Source organism: uncultured Acetobacteroides sp., assembly GCF_963667355.2.
Lineage (GTDB): Bacteria > Bacteroidota > Bacteroidia > Bacteroidales > ZOR0009 > Acetobacteroides.
Window position 1 is genome coordinate 42646 of record NZ_OY763328.2, and the last position, 18240, is coordinate 60885.

The 18240-nt window shown below is 45.6% G+C and carries 17 protein-coding genes; 4 read left to right on the top strand and 13 right to left on the bottom strand.

From position 1 onward, the window contains the following. The first annotated feature begins 346 nt into the window (after positions 1–346). Positions 347–1069: a TetR/AcrR family transcriptional regulator gene (locus tag ACHZA1_RS00230; RefSeq protein WP_320053226.1), complete on the top strand. Its 723-nt coding sequence runs from the start codon at positions 347–349 to the stop codon at positions 1067–1069. A gap of 57 nt (positions 1070–1126) precedes the next feature. Here the strand turns inward: ACHZA1_RS00230 and ACHZA1_RS00235 are convergent, their stop codons facing one another. Continuing rightward, the gene (locus tag ACHZA1_RS00235; protein WP_320053227.1) at positions 1127–1474 is read right to left on the bottom strand and encodes a hypothetical protein; all 348 of its coding nucleotides are present in this window, start codon (positions 1472–1474) and stop codon (positions 1127–1129) included. A gap of 315 nt (positions 1475–1789) precedes the next feature. Here ACHZA1_RS00235 and ACHZA1_RS00240 point away from each other — a divergent pair, with 315 nt between their 5' ends. The 3 genes from ACHZA1_RS00240 to ACHZA1_RS00250 all read left to right on the top strand — a co-directional run bounded on the left by ACHZA1_RS00240 (position 1790) and on the right by ACHZA1_RS00250 (position 4227). Then, positions 1790–2179: a hypothetical protein gene (locus ACHZA1_RS00240; protein WP_320053228.1), complete on the top strand. Its 390-nt coding sequence runs from the start codon at positions 1790–1792 to the stop codon at positions 2177–2179. Positions 2180–2815: 636 nt separating this feature from the next. Then, the gene (locus ACHZA1_RS00245; RefSeq protein ID WP_320053229.1) at positions 2816–3595 is read left to right on the top strand and encodes an outer membrane beta-barrel protein; all 780 of its coding nucleotides are present in this window, start codon (positions 2816–2818) and stop codon (positions 3593–3595) included. A gap of 5 nt (positions 3596–3600) precedes the next feature. Then, complete coding sequence (locus ACHZA1_RS00250) at positions 3601–4227, top strand: hypothetical protein (RefSeq protein ID WP_320053230.1); 627 nt, start codon at positions 3601–3603, stop codon at positions 4225–4227. Positions 4228–4316: 89 nt separating this feature from the next. On the opposite strand, the gene ACHZA1_RS00255 is transcribed toward ACHZA1_RS00250, so the two are convergent. Genes ACHZA1_RS00255 through ACHZA1_RS00310 form a run of 12 tightly spaced genes read right to left on the bottom strand, consistent with a single transcriptional unit; the run spans position 4317 to position 18240 of the window. Beyond that, complete coding sequence (locus tag ACHZA1_RS00255; RefSeq protein WP_320053231.1) at positions 4317–4898, bottom strand: hypothetical protein; 582 nt, start codon at positions 4896–4898, stop codon at positions 4317–4319. Between the two features lie 19 nt (positions 4899–4917). Continuing rightward, a complete protein-coding gene (locus ACHZA1_RS00260) occupies positions 4918–6228 on the bottom strand; it encodes an AMP-binding protein (RefSeq protein WP_320053232.1) in 1311 nt (436 codons plus the stop codon). Beyond that, on the bottom strand, positions 6225–7883 hold the full coding sequence (locus ACHZA1_RS00265; protein ID WP_320053233.1) for a C45 family peptidase: 1659 nt from the start codon (positions 7881–7883) through the stop codon (positions 6225–6227). The genes ACHZA1_RS00260 and ACHZA1_RS00265 overlap by 4 nt, the downstream gene beginning before the upstream one ends. A 2-nt stretch (positions 7884–7885) precedes the next feature. Beyond that, on the bottom strand, positions 7886–9379 hold the full coding sequence (locus tag ACHZA1_RS00270; protein ID WP_320053234.1) for an NAD(P)/FAD-dependent oxidoreductase: 1494 nt from the start codon (positions 9377–9379) through the stop codon (positions 7886–7888). Continuing rightward, positions 9376–13227 carry an MMPL family transporter gene (locus tag ACHZA1_RS00275; protein WP_320053235.1) on the bottom strand — a complete coding sequence of 1284 codons (3852 nt, stop codon included), beginning with the start codon at positions 13225–13227 and terminating at the stop codon, positions 9376–9378. Before ACHZA1_RS00275 ends, ACHZA1_RS00270 begins: the two co-directional genes overlap by 4 nt. Positions 13228–13229: 2 nt before the next feature. Then, on the bottom strand, positions 13230–14399 hold the full coding sequence (locus ACHZA1_RS00280; protein WP_320053236.1) for a DUF2062 domain-containing protein: 1170 nt from the start codon (positions 14397–14399) through the stop codon (positions 13230–13232). Beyond that, on the bottom strand, positions 14396–14752 hold the full coding sequence (locus ACHZA1_RS00285) for a hypothetical protein (RefSeq protein WP_320053237.1): 357 nt from the start codon (positions 14750–14752) through the stop codon (positions 14396–14398). Before ACHZA1_RS00285 ends, ACHZA1_RS00280 begins: the two co-directional genes overlap by 4 nt. Positions 14753–14758: 6 nt before the next feature. Further along, positions 14759–15388, bottom strand: coding sequence for an outer membrane lipoprotein carrier protein LolA (locus ACHZA1_RS00290; RefSeq protein ID WP_320053238.1), 630 nt, complete (start codon positions 15386–15388; stop codon positions 14759–14761). Between the two features lie 6 nt (positions 15389–15394). Then, positions 15395–16069, bottom strand: coding sequence for a polysaccharide deacetylase family protein (locus tag ACHZA1_RS00295; RefSeq protein WP_320053239.1), 675 nt, complete (start codon positions 16067–16069; stop codon positions 15395–15397). Next, positions 16060–16806, bottom strand: a complete 747-nt coding sequence (locus tag ACHZA1_RS00300; protein WP_320053240.1) for a beta-ketoacyl synthase chain length factor — start codon at positions 16804–16806, stop codon at positions 16060–16062. Before ACHZA1_RS00300 ends, ACHZA1_RS00295 begins: the two co-directional genes overlap by 10 nt. Continuing rightward, a complete protein-coding gene (locus ACHZA1_RS00305; RefSeq protein WP_320053241.1) occupies positions 16787–17986 on the bottom strand; it encodes a beta-ketoacyl-[acyl-carrier-protein] synthase family protein in 1200 nt (399 codons plus the stop codon). The genes ACHZA1_RS00300 and ACHZA1_RS00305 overlap by 20 nt, the downstream gene beginning before the upstream one ends. Then, positions 17986–18240: a phosphopantetheine-binding protein gene (locus ACHZA1_RS00310; RefSeq protein WP_320053242.1), complete on the bottom strand. Its 255-nt coding sequence runs from the start codon at positions 18238–18240 to the stop codon at positions 17986–17988. Before ACHZA1_RS00310 ends, ACHZA1_RS00305 begins: the two co-directional genes overlap by 1 nt.

Sequence of the window (18240 nt, forward strand, 5' to 3'; positions counted from 1 at the left end):
TATCGGCTCTGCCTCCTAGAGCTTAGGGGCAGGGCCGTACTCATCTTTACCAAACTGCTTGGCAAAAGCCAAGCCCCATTAAGCAACCGCTCACGGATGACGTAGCCCATGCGGAGGCTTCTACCAGAAGCGTCATGGGCAATAGCAACAGCAGCACGCCATCCTTTGCCAACCTTAGCCTTTCGTTTTTACCGTTTTGGTAAAATACACAGAGAGCTATGCTTGCTGAAATCAGCCCTTCGGCATAAGGGCAAATCGGTTAAATTTGGTAGATTTACGCCCAAATTTCACCTACAAATAGCGAATAGAATCGCAGTAATACAACCACAATAAACAAAAATCGGACATGAAATCGAGACGGCTATACTACCTAAATAAGATCACCGACCTCCTGCTCGAAAGCCGGAGCGAGCGGATCAAGATCGAGGAGCTGGCAACGGCCATCGGCGTAACCAAGAAGACGATTTACAACTACTTCGAGAGCAAGCAGGAGCTCTGCGAGTGCATCATCGACAACTATATCCGCTGCAAGCTGGGCCTGATCAGAACAGCCATACACGAGGGCCAATCGCCCTTTGAAACGCTGCTGATGCTTAGCGAAACCATCAACAAGACCTACAACGACTGCTACCACCTGCTTGCGCCGCTGGGCAACATCCACCACACCGAGTCGTTTGCCACGCTGGTTGAGGCCCACCAGCAAGATATTATCGAGATTACCAGCTACACCTTTAAGAAAGCCATCAACGAGGGGCTATTCGAGATCGGCATAGACACCCTGCTGGCCGCTAGGCTCTACATCTCGGGCATCCAGATGCTCTCGCGCTCCGACAGCTTGATTAACCTGATGACCGAATCGAAGGAAAAGCATAAGGAGATCATCTTCTACATGCTAAAGGGGGCCTGCACCGCCAAAGGATTGGTAATGCTCCGCCAGCTATTCGACATCAAAGTTACGCTTTCGCATAAACTGAGCGCCGAGACGAGCTCGACCAGCGGCAGCATCAGCAGCGAGCTCAGGAATCACCTCCAGTGCTTGCACCCCAAAGATGCCGCGCTGCTGCTATAGGCGCTAGGCGCAACGCTTTTTCGGCAGTGCAGCACGCCACACAGGGGCGGCCGCCTGCTACAACGAATACCACCACCCGAGAGGCGCTACTACAGGCGCCTCTTTCTTTTCTCCCCCGTGCATTTTTGAAGAAGTTACGACGAATATCATATTTGCTGTAACGAATACAGCATTTGTCATGACGCATATGATATACGTCGTAACGAATACAGCATTTGCTTCAACGTATATCACATTTGTTGTAACGAATACAGCATTTGCTTCAACAAATACAGCATTTGTCATGACGAATATGATATACGTCGTAACGAATACAGCATTTGCTTCAACGAATACAATACTCGCTTCAACAATACGCCCTAATGCCAGCGCTTGCAGCCCTCCAGCACCAACGGCGGTTACCACAGGGCGTAGGCGAAGCGATTCCTCGAAGCATCATCCCAAGCTTGCCACTATATATGCGGGATACTCCCTCTGTAATGGCCAACTCGTTAGCTTACCTACGCCGAACCACCACACTTTTTACCACTACCTCCTCATTATGTAAAAAATTATATAAACAAAATAAACTTTTTACAAAACACTCGGTTTACTGATATATCCTGTTCGTCGAACAGGACAATAGTAAGCTGCCTAGCTGCGCAATACCTTAGAAAAGCCATCGGCAGCGAAAACAACAGCAACAACAATATTAACCTTAAAGCGGAAAGGAGGTATTTTATGGCAAGGAAAAAGAGAACTTCAGCAGCGTTCGAAAAGCTAGCGCTTCGCCTATCGGGCTTAAAGACGATCGATGAGAAGCTAGACCTAGGCGACGGCCTATCGGTTGCCGCGCTTACGCTGAAAGTGACCACCTGCACCGGCACTCTAGAGGATTACAACATCCTACTCGGCAACGCAGATTCGAAGCTGAACGAGGTAACAACGCTAGAGAAAGACGCTAAAGATCTTAGTGAAAGGGTTCTAATAGCAGTTGCGGCCAAGTACGGCAAGAACAGCAACGAGTATCAGAAGACTGGTGGCAAGCGCAAGAGCGACATCAAGCGTAACACGTCGCGCAAGCCCAAACCTAAGAAAGCGAATAAACCCTCAAACCTTGACGAGCAGTAATACTAGAGAACAGGGGAGATCTACACCAGATCTCCCCTGCTGCTTAGGGTAAGCCATCCTCAATACGTTTTCCGCACAAGGGATAAGGAGTAAATGGAGGATAGCACCTAATTGGGGGCCAGCAGAAAGGCTAAAAACACGATGGGATTCTTTACCCCTAAACTCCCCCAATGCATAGCCGTCAAGCGGAGTGCTTTTCTCAAAACCTAAATGCATAATCGTGGCAGCTAATCCCCTCCACGGGAGGGGGCAGGGGCTGGGTTTGCTCATTTAAATCAATATTCTATCCACTTGGCGTTATTCCCCTCCTACCTCCCGCCTAAGCGGGAGGATAAACAGTTTCAATCATGCGCTAGTGCTTGATATCCATCTGTTTCTTTCTAAATACTAAGACTACACAACACTTAGCTTAACGGCTATGCCCTTTTAGGGTTGAGAGTAAGCCCCCTAATCTTAAGCGAACCCTAATTTAATTGCAGACAGACCTCTCTACATTGGAAAAAAACCTGCAGCTCCCCTCAATACTTCCCCTAAGTACGGAATCCGGTTTTTATTTTTGCAAATGCTCCAGCCTATGGGGGATGCATAACTTTGCTACCTTTACGCCCAACAAACCATTATTAAAACCTAGTAAGCATGGCAAAAAGACAAAGGCTGTTATGGATGGCACTACTGGCTGTTGGCTTTACGAGCGCCGCCCAAGCGCAGGAGCTGAGGCGGTTTAACCTGGGGGTAGACGTGGGGAGCACCACCTATTGCACCGACTTTAGGGAGAATCAGGCCATTCGCGCCACCTCATCGGTTACCCTCTTCTCCCCCAATGGCAGCTGCGAACTCGAAACCACCACCAACCGCCACTACTACGGCATCAAGACCGAGTTCATCTCCTCCAACGGCTACATCGGCCTTTCAACGGGTCTCCGATACACCCAAATCAAGAGCACGCTTAAGCGGGAGGATTGGCTAGACTACTCAAAGTACAAGTTCTACGTGCTATACAGCCAGAATGGCTCTACTACCGAGTACGCACAGGTAGAAAATCTGGATCAGGAGGTCGATTACCTCGGCATTCCCCTAGATCTACGCCTCTATACAATGAAGCCCCGCTTCTTTAGGCTATTTATCAACCTCGGATTCGATTTCGGCATCAAGGTTGCCGATAAGGCCACCATCGACTTTGCAAACGCCACCATGAATCCTCACGAGGCGCAGGTTGGACGAGCATTGGGCACGCCCGCATCGTTTCTGGCCACCTTCAATCCAGGATTGGGCTTTAAGCTGGGCTCCAACGACGGGCTCAACGTTAGCATGCAGGTTAACCTTCCCTCCTACATCATCAGCACCAAGGCATCGACCCTGGCAACTAGCGGATTGGGCATAGGCGCTCAGCTAAGTATTTACTACCCCATAATGTAACATCGATGAAAAAGCTACTATACCTCCTAGCTTTGGCTGTAGCCCTTGGCGCATGCCACCGCGAGTCCGACCTAAAGAAGTCCATCTTTATCCCCGACGCCGACGACAGCAGACTACCCGCCTACTCCGAGTGGGGATACAACACCTTTGGCGCCCATATCGACGACAACGCTAGCATTTACAACGACGACGTACTCATTTACAACGACGACTTCACCCCGCTAACCATTGCGGCCAACGGAAGCTACACCGAGTTCAAGTTTAACGGATCGATGTACGACGACTACCGCCATAACGAAGACCCGGTGACGCTCATCTTCAGGTCGACCAGCATACGCCCCACCACCGCCGAGGAGTTGATCAAGCAGAACGGCCAAATCTACCAGCTGAACACCTCCGACTTTGAGGTATACCTGAACAGCGGCGGGATACCCACCAAGCTCACCAGCGTAAGGGGGACGCTCACCTTCCAGCGCATACAACGGGTTTTGGTAGATAAGAAGTACACCGAGATGATCCTCTCCGGCTACTTCGATCTTAGCGGAAGCGCCAACGGCAACACCATCAGCATTACCGATGGCCGATTCGACATTGGCGTAAAGGATATCTACAACTTCAGCTACCAGCCATAACCGGGCAAGTAGCGCAAAGTATGCCCCATAAAGAAACAGCCGGTATCTACGCTTAGATACCGGCTGTTTCTTTATATCCGTTGGGGTGATTAGTACCTCCACTCCTTCATGATCTTATAAATGGAGCTCGCCCAGTAGTTTCTCAGGCCAAAACCAAAGGCTTTGGCAGAGGATACCCGATCAAGAAGAATCGCTTTGGTCTTCTTGTCGAAGAATACCACATGAAACGTACCTAGCCCATCGAGTTTATCCAGGCGTTCGCCAATAAAGATAAGGGCAACGCCGTTCCCCTCGGTCTTGTACGCCTTAACATGCTTGGCAATCTCGTCGGAGGTAAGGGAAAACTGCTTATTGGTGCCATATAGGGCCGACTCGTCAATCCCCCTATTCAGCTTGTTCACCATGTCGAAGCTACTTACAACCTCGTCCTTGCTAAAGAAGGAGTAGATGTTGTACTTCTTTGCTTCCGTAGTAAAAAGCAGGTTAATGTTGTCGAATGCGTTCTTAAGCATCGCTGGCGATTCGCCAACTCCAAAGGCTTTGGAAAGGGAAAAATCAACGCCGTAGAAGGTTATGCTCTTGGCCTCCTTGGCTTCTGCCGATTTATCCTTCTGCCCAAAGGCAAAGACAAACGAGAATAGCAATAGTGCAGCACATAGTACCTTTTTCATAATTGCTTCAGTTTAAATGTTAACTTTCTGTTTTATCCCGGAAATCTACAAATTTTATTGCTTTCCTGCTCATCTTCGGAAGCTGTTTTTTAGCGATGCTCTCCACGGGCTCGAATACGATATCCGGCGCCACGCGCACCTTCGACCGAAACGAATCCTTAATATGCTTAACCAGCTCGTCCGAATGGTTCTCGCTACCCACCTTTACCAGAATGGCATCGGTTCCCAGCGTGTTGGTATAAACCTCAACGATGTAGTTCTTTACATCGGCGATGTTGTCAAGCACATCGTACAAAGCCGATGGGTAAAGCGTCGTGCCCTTATACTTAATCATCTGCCCCTTTCGTCCTAACACGGGGCTTAAACGCATCGTCTGACGGCCACAACCGCATTTCGCGGTGGTATGATAGCAAATATCGCCGGTCTTAAACCTCAGCAGCGGCATTCCCTTAACCCCAAGCGTGGTAATGGTAACCTCGCCCGCCTCGCCATCCTTAACCGGACGGTTATTATCGTCGAGGAACTCAACGATTATCAGCTCGGGTTGATGGTGTCCTCCATTGCAGCACCCGCATTCGGTAAACGACGACTGCATTTCGGTAGATGCGTAGGTGGATATAAGCTCCAGCGTGGGCCAACGCTCGCTGATCCTTCGCCCAAGCGTATTCAGCGTGAAGTCGTTACTACGAAGCGATTCGCCAATGCAAATGGCCTTCTTTAATGGACTATTCAGATAGTCGATTCCATTAGCCTCTGCGTAATCAATCAATTTAAGAAGGAAAGATGGCACTACCATGCAGCAGTTAGGCTTATTGCGCTGAATGGTATCCCACTGCAGCTCGGGAATACCGTTTCCGACGCGGATAATACCGCATCCGAGCTCGCGAGCACCCAAAAAGTAGGCAAGCCCGGCCATAAACCTGCGGTCGATGGTGGTCATCAGCTGAATGATATCATTCTTGGAACAGCCAGCGGTGGTAAACGAAAGGGCTTCGTTGTAGGCCAGCCGGTCTAAGTCGGCATCGGTAAGGGCAAAGGTAACCGGATCGCCAAGCGTTCCCGATGTGGTAACGTAGTCGATGATCTCGCTCCTATCCACGCAGATAAAGTCGTCGTTGTGGAGCTGTAGGTCGCGCTTGGTGGTCACTGGCAGATGCGCCAAATCCTCTATGCGCTCTATCTTGCTGATGTCTATATTATGCGCGCGAAACATGCGCGAGTAAAACTTTGAATTGGACTCAAGGTAGGCCAACTCCTCCTTAAGGCAAGCCTCCTGGTAGGCCTTTATCTCCGATGGAGACAAGAATTGAATGTTCTGATCCTTTCTCATTTGCCAAGTTCTTTAATCTTTTTCTCAATTGCCTTGCGCTCGTTTACCCGGGGAATCTCTTTTTTAAGAGCCGTTCTCCAGTAGTAGGCAGCCTTTGCGGGATTGTCGAAATGGGCGTAGTAGTTTCCAAGCAGCTCGTAGGTGTGGTACATATTCGGGTTAACCTCCACTAGCTTTTTCAGCGAATCGGCACTTAACGGGCTGTCGGTACTTATCGATTTTTTGATTTGCTTAGCCAATGCCCTAAACCCAACAACTCTCGCATAGTCGTTTCGGATAAAGGCCGAGTCGGCAGCGATACTCCGCTTCTCGTCGGCTAGTTCCCTGCTGAAATCGGGGCTAGCGAATATCTTCTTTAGGTTATAGCACACCAGCTTTCCCGATTGCCAAGGGGTTGTTGAAACCCACATCAGCCCCTCCTTAGGTTTAAAGATAACGGAATGGTGGCAGATGGACTGGTTCAGCGACTTCTCGTTGGTCAATCCGATATCCTCTCCGTTCACGCCTAACCTATCTCTAAGGATTTTAGCCACCGAGGTTGGGTTTAGCGGTTGGCTTCCCGCCAAAAGCCTTTCCATACGCCTATATCGGTATGGGCTATCGGAGTTTGCTATATTCTCGATGTTCTTAGGGTTGTTCCTAAACGTCTCCGATTGATAGTGGTTGGTGCATATTATACGATCGCTCTTGCTTTCGAATAACCCTATCTGCGATGGCGTTTTCTCGATAATGGCAGCCTTACCATCCTTGGCCGAACCAATAAGAAGCGACTCGGAAACAAAGGTGTGGCGCTTCTGTGCTATTGCGTACGCCTCCTTTATGGTAGAGGCATACTGAAGTATTTCTCTGGCCAGAATCGAGATTGGCATTGCCGCCGAAGTAGGGATATCGCCCTTGGCAGCATTAATGGTTACCGTAAGCCCAGCCTCATTCATTCCCGAGAGAACACCAATCATCCCAGCCCAACCAACAGAGGCAAACTTATAGCCCCTTTCGGGATTTACGAACGAAACTAGCTTGTTCTTGGCAAAGCTATCACCAACGTAAAAGTCGAAGTTGCGACCAACTAGTAGCGAAGCATCCTCGCTTTTCTTGTTCCATACAGCAAAAGAGCTGCATCCCACCAGCATATACTCCTGCATGGTGTGACCAATATCGTGTGCGGCATGGTAGTTGAGCTGCCGCTCGTAGGGAGTTCCAATAAAGTTGTAGGCATTGGTGCACGAGAGCGAGATTCCGTATATCTCGGTTCGGTATTCATCGGGAATGTACTCGCCTAGGTTTCTATTGAAGATAATGGTAAAGAAACGGAGAAACTTCAGGTAGCTCTCGGAGGGAACGATCTCCTTTATCTGATCGACAAATACCTTCTCCTGGTAGGCCAACAGATCCTTCGACAAACATCCCATGGCAACGCCTCGGCTCAACGAGTCTCCGTGGATGTATGCCTCCCAAAGGCCGCTTTCGCTATGCCTTAGGTAGCTGCCATTGCAGCTTCTAAAGCCGTTGGAGTCCGAAACCTGATAATTCTTTAGGTTTACCGATACGCTAGGAGTCCCCATGTCGGCACTTAGGTAAAGTACCGTAATAGATCCAGCCAGTAAGAGAAGAATTGCAAGCAATCCGATAAACAAAAACTTTAATACCTTCTTCATATTTAAACAGCCCCTATCTTTTTTGCTAAATATTCCTTGCCGAGCAGCTCCGAGCAGGTTAGCGTTGCCGTTAGCGTAACGCCCAATGCACCATGCACGTTTAGGTTTTGCCCCGTTAGCAAAAGATTGTCAATCTTAGTCTTTGTGGGTATAAGCGAAATCAGCGGATTCTTGTAGCTCTTTGCAATCCCGTAAGCAGATCCTTCGGGCGTTGCCGTATAGTCTCTGTAGGTAAGCGGTGTGGCGGTGTATATCTTCTCTACGTTTTCACGGAGATTAGGAATGTATCGAGCAGCAAAGTTTAGCACCTCTTCTGCCTTAGCTTGCTTAAACTCTTTATACAAATCGCCTCTCCGCTCAACCGTTGTGCCACTCCACTGCGCCACCTCGTCGAAGAACATCGGACAAAGGATGGTAACCACATCGGCATACCGCTCGTTGGTGCTGTTTGCCTGGTTGCAAACCAAGGCAAACTTTACGCGTTTATCCTCGGGATGGGCCGTGGCATACCATGCGTCAGAGCCCTCATGTAGGTAGTAGTTACGGTTGATGTAGGGGAACGAATTCTTCTTCATTATCAGGTGAACGGTAAACAAACCGTAGGTGTTGGGCATCGAATTCATTCGCGTTAGGTAGGCTTTCTTGATGGCCTTTGTCTTTTCAACCATGCCTAGGGTGATTGCAGGATGCAGATTCGAGATAAAGTACTTGGCCTCTATGCGTTCGCCGCCAGCTACCTCTACTGCCGAAACCCTATCATTCTCCACCACAAAGCGAGTAACCTCACTCTTTGTAAATACATTCCCTCCGTTCGAACGAATAACATCAACAAAAGCATCGGCAACGCTTTGGGTTCCATCTACAATGCGATAGGCGCCTTCTATATTCGATCCGTTAATCATGGCATGGTGGTAAAGCATGGAATGATCGCGTTCGCCACCGTAAAGTGTCACATTCCCGGCAAGAATATTGCGTAGCTTCTCGTCTTTTACCGTCTCCTCAATCATATGCGAGGCAGACTGCGAGAAGTACTCCATTCCACCACCTGTTATAAGCCCCTTGCGCAGGTTCTCCACCCCAATAAGACCACAAATATTCTTTATCCTACTGGCGTACTCCGTTAAGCCTGCTCTTTCGGAAGGAAACTTCTCGGCAAGGGTATCCACAAACCGATCGTAGCCCATTGCATACTTATACTCGTTCCCTTCGTAGTTGATAACATCAAAAGCGTCATCATCTAACCGACGAAGCTTTATCTTATCTAGGATTCCGAAATACTTAAAATACTGATGGAGAATCTGACCAGAATCTAAGCTCCCGATATAGTGAAATCCGGTATCAAGAAGATGACCATTCCTTTTAAAAGATTGAAGACAGCCACCAATAATCGAATTCTTCTCTAAGACACAAACAGAATACCCTTCCTTAGATAGCATGTTAGCACACACCAATCCCCCTAGCCCGCTACCTACAATTACAACGTCGTACTTACTCATATTTTTTGCAGGATGTATATGGTATTCGATGTGTGAACATCATTATCCATTAAAGTAATCTCTAATCCGCTTGATTTAGTAATGATCTCAATCTGCTCGGAAGAGGTAAAGCAAAGCGCTCCCTCTGTTTTATTAAACTTAAACACCTCCGTCGACAGCGTCTCCGTAAGTTTTGTAACCTTATGCTTCTCCTGCTTAGAGGCATCACCATCTCTAATTATAATCTTTCCTCCAGGATTAAGCAGCGATATGCATTTTTTGATAAGCGCTTCTTGAGCATCCATCCCCATATAGTGCAGGACATCATTCAAAATAAAAATATCCGATTGAGGAAGTTCATATTCAATGGCATTTGAGCAAACAAACGTAAGTTTATCAGTTTTAAGAAAGTTGTGGTTAGCAACAGCAATCTTCTCTTCATCGTAATCGATTCCGAGTATTGTTCGCTTAGGCGAGTACATAGAAAGCATAAAGCAGAGAGGACCGTATCCACAGCCAATATCTGTTATGGTTGCATCGTTAGGAATTAAGCCATCGAATACACGGTAACGCTTCTCCATCCTTACCTTAACCTTCATGTACCACTCAAGAACAGGGCCCTTGAATGTGTAACTATTCGTGAGCGCTTCAAAAAAGTAAGGGTTATCTGCTTTACCAAACTCATCGCAAAGCCTACTATATTCGGCTCTCACCAATTTGCCTATGCCTTTTGCGTTTTCCTTATATCCGCTACCGAATTGGCTATCACCACAGGGGATTCTCTCCATAATATCGGTAACAATGGTTCCCTTCTTAATAAAGAAAGGCTGCTTCTTCGAAATAACCATGCCGTTCCCATAAAGCACAATGGGAAGCAAATCCAACTTCAGCGTCTCGGCTAGATAAAATGCCCCCTTATGAAAACGTTTAATGGAACCATCTACCGAACGCGTTCCCTCTGGAAAAACAACTACCGAATAGCCATCAGCAATCTTCTCCTTAAGCGAATCAGCCAACGCTTCGTATCCATTAGCGGTATGGTAGAAATCAGCATAGCGAACAATCCTTCCAAAGAATGGAGAATTCCATACCCAACCATTGGTTACCATTACGGTTTTAGGGTTAAGCCCTAAAAGCACAAGAATATCAATAAACGATTGATGGTTGGCAACTATAACTGCTGGCGTCTTAAAATCTTCACCATGCTTGTTAATTCGCACCTTTCGCACCATAAACATAACATTTACAACAGCACGAGTTGCCAAGCTTACGGATACATGAAACCAGTACTTCTTTCGCTTTGTACTTGCCGGAATAATCCACGAAATCATCATTTGCAACTGAAGCATCAAGCATCCAAAAAGAAAAAAGACATAAGCAAATAACGATCTGGCGATTCCAAGAATGGTATATGGGAGTCCTCCTCGTTTAACCTGCAATGTAATGAAGATGCGAAAGATAATGGGTTGAACGGTGTACGAGATAAGTACTACAGCAACCATGCCCAAAAGAGATATCATGGAGATTGATTGCAATGCAGGATGGCCCGCAAAAACCAATGCCCCCATTCCTACAACCGTGGTAAAGGCAGAAAAGAAAATGGCTGTCTTATGGGAGGAAAGCATCTTCTTTCCCGTTTTATACTCGTTAAGCAAACCATCCATTATAAAGATGCTAAAGTCATCGCCAATACCGAAAACGAAAGTAGATAGTATGATATTTACGATATTGAACTCTATTCCCAAAATCGCCATTAGTCCAAGAATAATGATCCAGCTAATTGCCATTGGAATGAATGACATTATGGCTAACTCAAGACGACCATAAGAAAGCAGCAACGCTAAGAAAACTAAGACGGAGCAGATAACAAGAATCAGGTTAAAGTCGCTATTAATCGAAGCGGCCATCTTTTGCGCGAAGTACGAACGATCAACAATCACCAAGTCCTTTTCCGATTTCAGTTGCCGATAAACATCATCCTTATACTTATTCTTTACAGTAACCTGAGTAATAAGCATAGATAACGAGTCGGCAGATGAAGCCCAATCCTTGAATAAGGGTGATGCCGCAAGTTCTTTTGCAGAAAATGAAATCGTATGATAATCTTTATCGAGTATATTCTTAAAGCCGATAAAGCAACCTGGAGCAAACTGAAGCGCAGCAGCATTCGCATCAACAAGTGCACAAACCCTATCACGACGTTCTTTTGTCCAGAACCTATTCCACTTTTCGATTCTCTCCTTTTGAACTTCAACTGGGACAAGATACTGTTGGGCTGATAACGACTTCTCTATTTTGCCCTCTAATTGAAGTAAGGCTAACTTCTTATTTATGTTAGCATATGCGGTAAGCAAACTATCATTGCTTTTACAAGCAGATACAAAAAGCACCTTCTTGCTTGTTCCGTTGTATATCGAGTTAATCTTTTGCTCGGTCTTTTTAAGCGCATCCGATTCGTAGTTAAGGTGCATCATATCGCTATCAAAGCGAACATCGTTATACCAAAAGAAGCAAACTCCAACAAGGATAACAATAAAACCTATCAACCACTTGTTCGAATCGTATCTGTAGCTGTTGGCTCGTTCTATCCATTCCAGAAGTTTGCTTTTCCTCTCGCGCTTCTTTTCCGAAAGCATGTGAGGTAAGAATACCAGGCAGAAGATTGTTGTACCAATCAACGATAATGCAGCAAATAGACCGAAGTCGCGTAAAAGTTTCGAGTTGGTAAAGAGTAATCCTAAAAATGCACCAATAGTGGTAAAGCTTCCTATAGTTAGCGGATAGGCCAACTCTTCAATAACCTGCGGTATTGTCTTTGTGTGCTCTCGATGCGAAAGAACGTGGATGGAGTAACTCATGGCTATGCCGAATACAGCAGCACCTGCTCCTATTGCAATCGAAGATATTGAACCATTAATAAAGTAGATAAGCGCAAGAGCAAATATGCCACCAAATAGTACTGGTAAAGATATAAGCAGCATCGCCCACCAATTTCGGAATGCCAACGAGATAAACACAACAATAATCAGGATTGCAATGGTTAGGGTAATCATCGTATCCCTCTTTATCTGTCGGGCGTTATAAACCGCAACACTTGGTCCCCCATAATGCTCCACGCTTACCTCTGGCATTTGCTGCATCACCGTCTTTGCCTGCTCTTCAATAGAAGAGATTAACGCCTCGTTCTTACCGGTACTTCCTGTTCCGTTTACAGGATCAATCAGAACCAGCATCTTCGACATATCCTCCGAAAAGATATAGCCGTCGTACATGGTGTAGTTTGCAGCCTCCCCAAAAACTTTCAGCCCTGATAAAGCAGAGTTCCCCAGTCCAATTGGATCCTTTACCACAATATCTTTAAGTGCAACTCCCATCGGCGAGATCAGATTCTCGTAGTTGGTTTGCATTTTATGCTTTATAGCTTCGGGAGTCGTTAACGAATCTAGCTTGCTATAATCTTTATCGGTAAGGTAAATAGGTAAATTTGCGTAAATAAAATCGGTTACCTGATTCATTGCAGATGCATCAACCTCAGTAACCACATCCTTAATTAAGGGAGCAGCAGCCGACTTCTTTAGTTTCCCTACAAACGCCTCGCTTGCCTCTATGAACCTATCGGGATCTACGGTCTTACTTGTATCAGCAGCCGAAAATAGAATGATGATTTTATCCTTAACCTTTAGGTTTTTAAAAACCAAAGCAGTCTTCTGGTTATCCTTTCCATCGGGGAAAAAACTTGTAACATCTTCATCGAAATTCACCTTAACGGCAAAAAACGACAAAACAAGAATACTCCCAGTCATTAAGGAGTAAAGAAGTGGCTTACGATTATAAAAGAAATTATATATCCTAATGAAAAAGGTATCCATTGCTAGAGTGGGTTACGTCTAAAAAAATTGAGCATTACAAAGGTTATGCTGCTAAAGATTACGCTGGCAACAACAGCAAGCAAGATACTTCCTACTACATACTGAAACATGCAACCAGAAATAGATTCTATATTGATTGATGATAAAGGAAGTAACGTAGGCTTGTTTAGAGCCATACCTCCCATTGCCATGCTACCATAAAGAATAAACGGGATCATCGGTGGAATGCTGATATTCGATACGGCAACGGCAATGACCTTGTTTAGCCTTAGCAGGTGTGCCGTTACCCCTGCCGATATCATTTGCCACCCCCACAAGGGAACTATACCAAAGAAAATACCGAGCCCTACGGAAAACGTAATCTTAAGGTTCGACTCCTTCGAGTGCGTTATATGGTCGCGAATGAATCGCTTTATGTTTTCCTTGGTTAATGCCCTAAAGAAGCTTATCGGATAGTAGTAAAGCAGGGCAATTGTAACCAAAAAAGTATTTAAGATGCTTATGCGGGTAAAATCTCGCAGAGGACGGAAATGGGAAACTCGTTCCTCCTCACTTGGGTAAAACACCTTAACCGGAATGTTTATCACAGGAATTCTCTTCCAAGCAGAACGTACAATAACCTCCAGTTCAAATTCATAACGAGGAGTAAAGAACCACATAGTTGCAATTTTCTTCAAAGGATAAAGCCTATAGCCCGATTGAGTATCCTGAAGGGTAATACCCGTTTCAACCTTAAACCAAAAGTTTGAGAACTTATTCGCAAAGGTGTTTTTCCCCGGCATATTATCAGCCGTTAGGTTACGAGCACCTACAATAAGAGCATCTGGAGTTTTCTCTATTTGATCGATAAATGAAGGAATATCATCAGAATAGTGCTGGCCGTCAGAATCTATGGTGATTGCATAACGGTAACCTAACTCAGCGGCTTTCCGAAGGCCAATCTTAAGCGCATGCCCCTTCCCCCTATTCTCGGTATACGATATTAGGGTAATGCCCTGTTTGGCGGCAAGAATATCGGCAGTACCATCCGTAGAACCATCGTTTACTACTATGATATCGTTGGAGTAGCAGGACACGCCATCTATTACGTCTAACAGTGTAGCATGATTATTATAGGTAGGGATTACCACTACAACGCCAAGGGCTTTCAGCCTATCTATACAATCAATCATTGCTCTGTATAATTAGCCTTCATTTTAAGCATTACCGCTCCGTTAAAAGAAACTACCGCTTGAAAGGTGTTTTCGTTTCCCACCACAATGCTCAACTCAACCGCATCATCCGAAGGAATAATCGACGATATGAACTTGCACGAAGGAATAGAGGTATACCTTATGCTCTTACCTAGCAAATCGCTAAAACATTCCTTTAGCATCTGTATTGTACAAACGCCAGGAACAACAGGCTGCTGAGGAAAGTGCCCATCGAAAATCGGATGCTGTGGATCAATCTTCACCACAAACTTGTGGGCGTTACCTTCCGTGTTGGTACTTTCTACTGTATAAAAGCGGTTCTTTAGCAGCATAAGAAATTAGATCTTAAATTTATCGTCATCAACGTTAGCATTAAGCCTTTTATCGCTGAACTCGTATAGTGTGTAATCGGTATCATTTTCGTTCATCCTCATTGATGACAAGGTCATGTTGTCCTTATCAAATCGAAGAACAATTTGCTTTAGGTAGCTCTTTACTCTTCTATTGGTTGGCGTAATTACAACCGTGTAGTGCGATTGGTTTTCGAAGTATTCGGATACAGATTGGTTTCCAAACAAATTTAGATTACCAGTCATACAAGCCGTTAACATATCGCCCAATTGACGCATCATTGGGTTCGAGTTCATCTTAACAACAGTAGCCTTACCGTTTGTCTGAATCTTAAACTTTACACCATTCATGACAATAAGGTTGCCCTGAGGATTGGTGTACTCAAGACATATTTTCTGAGCCTTCTTGTAGAAGAATTTTCCCTTCGATTTATTTGTTTTTGCCAGGACAGACATAAACTTAACCTGCTCAAAATCGCAAGTGATGGATTGAGTTCTATCGCTGGCACTCTTTAGTCGCTCGCTAAAACCACGCGAAGGATCGATCTTATTGCCATAGTTCTGTGCAAAAGCAACTGTTGAGCACAGCAACATCAAAGCGAGTAATTTGGATTTCATTTTATCCTATATTTCAAAAAGTTCGTCTAATCTTTTTATCTCATATCCCTGGCTATGCAGACTGACAATAACCTGCTCCACCAGCCAATCGCTGTTTTCTAGGTTATCGTGCATTAGGATAACACCTCCTGCATGCGCTTTTTTAAGAATTCTACTGAGCACCACCTCCCGTTCCGACTTAACCGTATCAAACGATCTAATGCTCCAGCCAACAACCTTATAACCCAACTTCCTCACAGAAGCGGCAATAGTAGGGTTCGTTACCCCAAATGGAGGACGAAACAGAGTTACCTGCTCTCCTATTGCATTCTTTATGGCTTCATCACACTTTTGCAGCTCAGCAACCATCTTCTCCCTACTCAAAAGTGGGAAAAACGAAGTATGGTAATATGTATGATTGCCAATAAGATGTCCTTCGGCTATCAACTGCTTAACCAACTGTGAATTCCTATCTACCTTTTCACCTATACAAAAGAATGTAGCCTTAACATCATACTTTCTAAGGACCTCTATCACCTTAGGCGTCCAAACTGGATCAGGACCATCGTCAAAGGTGAGCGCTACAACCTTGCTGCTACTTTTTGCTCTACAAAAAGCCTTAACGTACACTCCGGCAGAGATACTTACCGAGGCATACACCGCTAAAAGCAAAAAGCCAACAACTAGAATTGCTACATACATTTCAAGGCTACTTTATAGTCGTCGTTAACCACCAAAACTCGCTTAGCACCAGATCTAATCTCCTCTACTCCCCTAAACATGGCAGCAGCCGAGGCTGTATGGTAGCATTTATCAGCATTTATTGTGATGTCGAACTCTCCATCAAGATTTTGTCCACCTAAGTACAGTCCTTCAAGAACACCAAGGCATTCGGCTGCAGGGGTGCTGCTTAGCATAAAGAAGAACGAACCTTCGTCTGGCGTATTTCCATTACGGAAAGCACCTAATCGCTCCATGATCTTCAGTTGGGTAGGAGTTTTCTCATCGGCAGTACCAACAAGAATATTCTCAGCCTCTCCATCTTCAGCCATCATCAACGCATCCAACAGAGCACTCTCGAAGCTGGAGAAGCGATGGGCATAGGTCATGTTGTAGCAATGGCTTTTCGATAAAAGGGCAACCTGCCCCCCAATCGTATTAAAGGTAGACTGAATGAAAGGCGTAGGATTAAGCAGCTGCTCGTTGCTATCCTGTATCGACTTCAAGAATTTCTCGCTATCGGCGAGGCAGCCCAATCCAGTAGCTGTAATAATGGCATCAATACGATCAACAGAAACTTTACGAATGCAATCCATCGCCGTGCCTACTCCCATCTTTACAACGTAGCTCATTCGGCGACGCATGTTAGCATCGGGAATCAGCGTTTTAAAGTCTAACTCCGCATGGTAAGCACTCGCACTATTGATGTATAGAGCCATCTTTCTTCGTAAATATTAGTGATGAATTATTTCCTCCAAAGCCAAACGAGTTGGACATAACGGCGCTTATATCGTTTCCTTCACTAAAGGATACCTCAGGAATAAGCCCTAACCCTTCGATTGGAATTGTAAAGTTCAGATTTGGGAAAACCATCCCTCTATCAATTGAAAGCACCGAAAATACAGCCTCAATACCTCCGGCAGCAGCAAGCGTGTGTCCGGTATACGACTTTGTTGAGCTAAACGCAGGAACATTGTCACCAAACAGACGTCGTAAGGCTGCACCTTCCGAAGCATCATTATTGGGAGTTCCCGTTCCATGAACATTTATGTAGCCAATATCGCTGGACTTTAGTCTGCTCATGCTTAACGCCTGGCTCATGGCAAGGTATGCGCCATTCCCCTCTGCAGAAGATGCCGTTTGATGGTAAGCATCGTTGGCGTTAGCAAATCCGCCTAGCAAGCAGTATGGCTTACGGACAACGGTGTCGGTACGCTGAAGCACAATATATCCTGCGCCTTCTCCAAGATTAAGTCCTGTACGCGAATTATCGAACGGACGACACTTTTGACTATCGAGAATCATCAACGATTTAAAGCCGTTGAGGGTAAACTTGCACAGCGCATCGGTGCCACCAACAACAACGCAGTCTAGGTAGCCATGCTTTATTAGTCGGGCCCCCAGCATTACGGCATTTGCAGCCGACGAACAAGCAGTGCTGATAGTCGTTGAGAAGCCCTTTATGCCACAGTACTCCGCTATTTTACTCGTGCTATCATAACAATCGTGCGACGCGACGTTTCTTAAACTTCCTTTTGAATTATCCTTTCTGAACTCCTCGTAAAAGCCGTAGGTTAAGTCCATTCCGCCTACCGAGGTGGCAGACACAAGCCCAACTCTAAGCTTATCCAAATCGATTTCAGCATCCTTTAATGCTTCATTGGCAGCGAGCATACCTAACAGAGTCGTTCTCGAATAGGTATTACGCTCGGGTAGCGATAGCATCTGCATCAGTTCCCTATTAGATGCCTTAACCTCCGAAACAGGAAGATTAAGGGTAGAATCAAATAAGGTTATGCTGCCCATGCCATCCTTTTGCGATGCAAGCGATGCCACATTAGCATCTACCCCAATGCCAATTGAGGAAACAACTCCTATGCCGCTAACACAAATCTGCATTACTTCATGTTTTTTTCGATGTACTCCGCCAAGGTACGCACCGAATAGAATATTGGTTTTGCTTCGGCAGGATTCTCGATGCGTAATCCATACTGCTTCTCAAGAATAAGGATGATTTCTAGGGCATCAATCGAATCAAGACCAAGCCCATCTCCAAAAAGAGGTGCTTCGGCATCAATTTCTTCGGGAGTTATCTCTTCTAGGTTAAGCGCTTCAATAAGCTGAACTTTTAGATCGTTTATAAGCTTCTCCAT

Coding starts and splice junctions, on each gene's coding strand:
- ACHZA1_RS00230 (WP_320053226.1), top strand. CDS start 347: ATGAAATCGAGACGGCTATACTACCTAAATAAGATCACCGACCTCCTG.
- ACHZA1_RS00240 (WP_320053228.1), top strand. CDS start 1,790: ATGGCAAGGAAAAAGAGAACTTCAGCAGCGTTCGAAAAGCTAGCGCTT.
- ACHZA1_RS00245 (WP_320053229.1), top strand. CDS start 2,816: ATGGCAAAAAGACAAAGGCTGTTATGGATGGCACTACTGGCTGTTGGC.
- ACHZA1_RS00250 (WP_320053230.1), top strand. CDS start 3,601: ATGAAAAAGCTACTATACCTCCTAGCTTTGGCTGTAGCCCTTGGCGCA.
- ACHZA1_RS00255 (WP_320053231.1), bottom strand. CDS start 4,898: ATGAAAAAGGTACTATGTGCTGCACTATTGCTATTCTCGTTTGTCTTT.
- ACHZA1_RS00260 (WP_320053232.1), bottom strand. CDS start 6,228: ATGAGAAAGGATCAGAACATTCAATTCTTGTCTCCATCGGAGATAAAG.
- ACHZA1_RS00265 (WP_320053233.1), bottom strand. CDS start 7,883: ATGAAGAAGGTATTAAAGTTTTTGTTTATCGGATTGCTTGCAATTCTT.
- ACHZA1_RS00270 (WP_320053234.1), bottom strand. CDS start 9,379: ATGAGTAAGTACGACGTTGTAATTGTAGGTAGCGGGCTAGGGGGATTG.
- ACHZA1_RS00275 (WP_320053235.1), bottom strand. CDS start 13,227: ATGGATACCTTTTTCATTAGGATATATAATTTCTTTTATAATCGTAAG.
- ACHZA1_RS00280 (WP_320053236.1), bottom strand. CDS start 14,399: ATGATTGATTGTATAGATAGGCTGAAAGCCCTTGGCGTTGTAGTGGTA.
- ACHZA1_RS00285 (WP_320053237.1), bottom strand. CDS start 14,752: ATGCTGCTAAAGAACCGCTTTTATACAGTAGAAAGTACCAACACGGAA.
- ACHZA1_RS00290 (WP_320053238.1), bottom strand. CDS start 15,388: ATGAAATCCAAATTACTCGCTTTGATGTTGCTGTGCTCAACAGTTGCT.
- ACHZA1_RS00295 (WP_320053239.1), bottom strand. CDS start 16,069: ATGTATGTAGCAATTCTAGTTGTTGGCTTTTTGCTTTTAGCGGTGTAT.
- ACHZA1_RS00300 (WP_320053240.1), bottom strand. CDS start 16,806: ATGGCTCTATACATCAATAGTGCGAGTGCTTACCATGCGGAGTTAGAC.
- ACHZA1_RS00305 (WP_320053241.1), bottom strand. CDS start 17,986: ATGCAGATTTGTGTTAGCGGCATAGGAGTTGTTTCCTCAATTGGCATT.
- ACHZA1_RS00310 (WP_320053242.1), bottom strand. CDS start 18,240: ATGGAGAAGCTTATAAACGATCTAAAAGTTCAGCTTATTGAAGCGCTT.